The sequence below is a fragment of the Anabaenopsis tanganyikae CS-531 genome (genome assembly GCF_029891675.1).
Lineage (GTDB): Bacteria > Cyanobacteriota > Cyanobacteriia > Cyanobacteriales > Nostocaceae > Anabaenopsis > Anabaenopsis arnoldii.
Genome location: NZ_JANQDF010000009.1, coordinates 1 through 3,943, shown reverse-complemented (window position 1 = coordinate 3,943; position 3,943 = coordinate 1). Strand labels below are relative to the sequence as shown.

Annotated in this window: 5 protein-coding genes; 4 read left to right on the top strand and 1 reads right to left on the bottom strand. The window is 41.3% G+C overall.

From position 1 onward, the window contains the following. Positions 1–418 precede the first annotated feature (418 nt). A complete protein-coding gene (locus NWP22_RS01040; RefSeq protein WP_271733200.1) occupies positions 419–715 on the bottom strand; it encodes a hypothetical protein in 297 nt (98 codons plus the stop codon). Positions 716–1,078: 363 nt separating this feature from the next. Here NWP22_RS01040 and NWP22_RS01035 point away from each other — a divergent pair, with 363 nt between their 5' ends. The 4 genes from NWP22_RS01035 to NWP22_RS01020 all read left to right on the top strand — a co-directional run. Then, positions 1,079–1,876, top strand: a complete 798-nt coding sequence (locus NWP22_RS01035) for an MlaE family lipid ABC transporter permease subunit (protein WP_271733202.1) — start codon at positions 1,079–1,081, stop codon at positions 1,874–1,876. 70 nt (positions 1,877–1,946) lie between these two features. Next, positions 1,947–2,363, top strand: coding sequence for a DUF3119 family protein (locus NWP22_RS01030; RefSeq protein ID WP_271733203.1), 417 nt, complete (start codon positions 1,947–1,949; stop codon positions 2,361–2,363). Positions 2,364–2,451: 88 nt separating this feature from the next. Next, positions 2,452–3,705, top strand: coding sequence for a DUF3086 domain-containing protein (locus NWP22_RS01025; RefSeq protein WP_271733205.1), 1,254 nt, complete (start codon positions 2,452–2,454; stop codon positions 3,703–3,705). A 54-nt stretch (positions 3,706–3,759) separates the two neighbouring features. Continuing rightward, the coding region (locus NWP22_RS01020) for a MerR family DNA-binding transcriptional regulator (protein WP_271730880.1) at positions 3,760–3,943 on the top strand (184 nt) is incomplete at its 3' end.

Genomic DNA, 3,943 nt, shown 5'->3' with positions numbered 1-3,943 from the left:
ACCAACGCCACGCAGTTCTATAACTTATCCCTACCTTTTTTGCATAATCAGATAGTTTCATTCATTTAATGATCGTACATTCATAATATTATACTACAAATGTACATAAATGACTATAAATTCATTAAATTATTGTAGACCTAATTTACTCTAGTCCAAAAATCAGTAGGCATGGTGTTATCAGCAATCTTAATGAAATTTTTAGATTCTTTGTATATCTTTATTTAAAGGTGACGCTACAATGATAATTAATACATAATTTGCGTAACACCATAGTTGGTCAGCTATTGATTATTTAATTTAATTAATTTTTATTAAAACAAGTTAATTATATAAACCTGATAAGACTCATGTAGGTCTAGGCTCAGGACATGAAGCCATTTCTGAGTATGTGAACACAGTAAAGTGATCTAATTACTTAAGAGTCAATGCGTAAGATTTGATAGCGGTAGTAAGCATAGGTATCGAATAGCGCCCCAACGAAACTACAAGTCAAACTAATGATCACAAGTCCATGAAGGGGATGACCGCTACCAAAGATAGAAAGAAAATGGATGATCCTCATCGTGCTGGCATCAGTAGCCCCTTGTAAAGCTGGAAAGTAACCGATGACAGGCAAAAGGAATAATACGCCCCCCACCAAGGACATAGGAGCGATAAAACTAAAAAACATAGTCAGCAGTAGGGAGCGGAGAAAGTTGGTGAAAATAGACATATACAGCAGGCTCCGTTGAGAGAGTGAACAATCGCCGAGAACTAAGATGTCATCTTCCAGAATACGTGCGATCGCTCCTTAAAAAGCAATATGTCAAAAATCTTAAGTTTTGATTAAAAAAAATCTTCACCTTTTAAATCAGATAATCTGATCGGGAAAAACTCTAAAATTATCTAAAAAACTTGCCAAACATAGCTTTCAGTCTATATCATTTCGTAATAATGGCATCAAAAATCGATTTAAACAACTTTACTTTATGAGATGACCTTTAAATTAAGTTAATGTTTCACCCAGGGAGTAGGGTTCCCCCAACCAACAGAGATCCGCTATCCTGAATGCAGTTACCGAGTTAGCTAAAAAACATTGAGTGAGACTAAATCCAAATCCAGTTTAGGAGCATGGAGTCAGCGACTGCTGGCGGCGATTTTCCTGGGTGGACAAGTAATAGTTCACCTATTGAGGGGAAAAATTAATTGGCGCAATACTGTAGAGCAAATGGCCACTGTGGGGCCAGACTCCCTATTTATTGCCCTGTTAACGGCTGTATTTGTGGGCGCAGTATTTACGATTCAGGTAGCGAGGGAGTTTATTAATTTTGGCGCTAGTAATCTAGTTGGCGGAGTCCTAGCGGTAGCATTAACAAGAGAATTATCACCAGTACTTACCGCCGTAGTTTTGGCGGGAAGAGTCGGATCCGCCTTTGCAGCCGAAATTGGGACGATGCGGGTAACCGAGCAAATCGACGCTTTATTCATCTTAAAAACAGACCCCATTGATTACCTTGTTATCCCTCGCCTACTAGCTTGCTGCTTAATGCTGCCGATTTTAACCCTCCTGTCTTTAATCACGGGGATTTTAGGGGGATTAATAATTGCCACAAATATATATGGCATACCCGATACGGTATTTCTAGACTCAGCTCGCAACCTGATCAGTATTGGGGATATCATCAGCGCCTTAATTAAAGCCTGTTGCTTTGGCTTGTTAATCGCCGTCATTGGTTGCAGCTGGGGTTTAACGACCAAGGGAGGAGCAAAAGGCGTGGGACAATCCACCACAACGGCTGTTGTGACTTCCTTGCTAATTATATTTATTAGTAACTTTTTTCTCTCATGGTTAATGTTTCAGGGAGCGGGGAGTGCATTGCTAGAAGGTTTTTGACATAGGACTGGGATCTGTTCACCAATAACTCGGCAAGTTAATCAAACCCAGAACCCCTAAAATAGGATAGATGTTTACCAACAAAACAGGATGGGAAACTGTGACCAGTTCATTTACAACTGATTCCACCTCAACTGTGGAACTCCAGCCTAGTTATAATATCCCCATTGTATTGCTGATTGCTGCCATACCTCTATTGGTAGTGCAAGTTTGGGTAGGGGTGGTAATTGCATTATTGGGCTTATTTCTGTTGTTACAAACCGCAACAATACGTTTACAGTTCACCGCCACAGATTTAGATATCTATCGAGGGGAAAAATTACTGCGGCGCTTTCCCTATCAGGAATGGCAAAACTGGCGGATATTTTGGAATGGAATCCCTATCCTGTTTTATTTTAAGGAAGTCAATAGCATTCACTTTTTACCGATTTTATTTGACCCCAAAACCCTGAAATCTTGTCTAGAATCACGTTGTCCACGGATATGACCTATTTTCTGAATCCTGTGAGCCTCAATGCTCAGTGGTTTTGCATCTAGACTATATTCTTGAAACTTATTTATTTGCATTATTGTTTATGAACCCAGAGGAATCTCAAACTCCAGAACAGATGGATGAGTGGTTGGAACAAATAGAAGCAGAAAACTCATCCCCAGACTCACTGCTGGAAACAGGAGCGCCAACTTCATCTACTGATACACAACCAAATAATGCAAATCTTGTGCCAATCATACCTCATACAGAAGTGGCATTTGCCGCCATTGACTCCACAGAAGACTCAACCCTTGAAGATGCAGTACAACAACCACAAACTCCCGTCGTGGTAGAGCAACAAGATAATTCACTATCTGCTCAAGCTGAGGATACAGTGGCAGATTTGCAACGCCAAGAAGCATCCCTAAAGGCAGAAATAGCCAATCTACAAGCATCTTACAAAACCCTTCAAGAACAACTTAGTCAAACTCAAATCTCTCTGGGGCGACTTGTACAAGAGTCACTGGCGCAGTTAGAACAACGCAAACAAGCTCTGCAAATTTCTGTAGAACAACTAGAACGCCGCCAAGAACGCATTCGTAATGAAATGCGAACCACTTTTGCGGGAGCATCTCAAGATTTAGCAATTCGGGTGCAAGGCTTTAAGGATTATCTCACCGGTAGTTTACAGGATTTGGCAATGTCAGCAGAACAATTGCAACTGACACCAATCGAACCAGCCAAACCTGTGGTCACAGAGGTGAAAATCACCCAAGAACAGCCACAAACACCCCAATTTGCCCAACAACAGTTTCAAGAGACTACAAATAAAATTCGCCGCTTGATTGACCAGTATCGTAGTAACCCAGATTACTATGGTCCGCCCTGGCAATTACGCCGGACTTTTGAACCGGTTCACGCAGAACGAGTTGCTAACTGGTTCTTTAAACAAGGGGGACGCGGCGCTTTGCGAACTATGGGAAGCCGCTTGCAGAATATTCTCATTGGTTCTTCTGTCGCTTCTATATTACACAGTTTATATGGCGATCGCCTCCGTACTCTGGTTTTAGCAAATTCCCCAGAACGTTTAGGTGAATGGCGGCGCGGTTTGCAAGACTGCTTAGGAATTGGTCGCACAGATTTTGGTCCTGACCAGGGTGTAGCTTTGTTTGAAACACCCGATGCTTTGGCTTTGAAGGCTGACCGACTGGTAAAGACTAATCAATTACCTTTAATTATAATTGACGATTCCGAAGAGCAAATCAGTTTAGCAATACTGCAATTTCCTCTATGGTTGGCTTTTGCACCAGACCCTAAAGCCGTGAGAAGTTACTCTGGTGAAAGGGTTAGTCAATAGCTAGTTATTTGCTAACAATAGATTATATATACTCATAACTGCTAATATAGTAGTATGGCTTATGTACCACTACGAGAAGCAGTTAAACAACTGGGATTGCACCCAAACACTTTAAGGAAGTACGCAGACAATGGCAAGATTGAAAGCATCAAAAACGAAGCAGGACAAAGACTTTTTCACGTTGAATCCTACCTCCGTGGTGCAGCTAGAACTTCCATTGTCTGCTACTGCCGAGTTA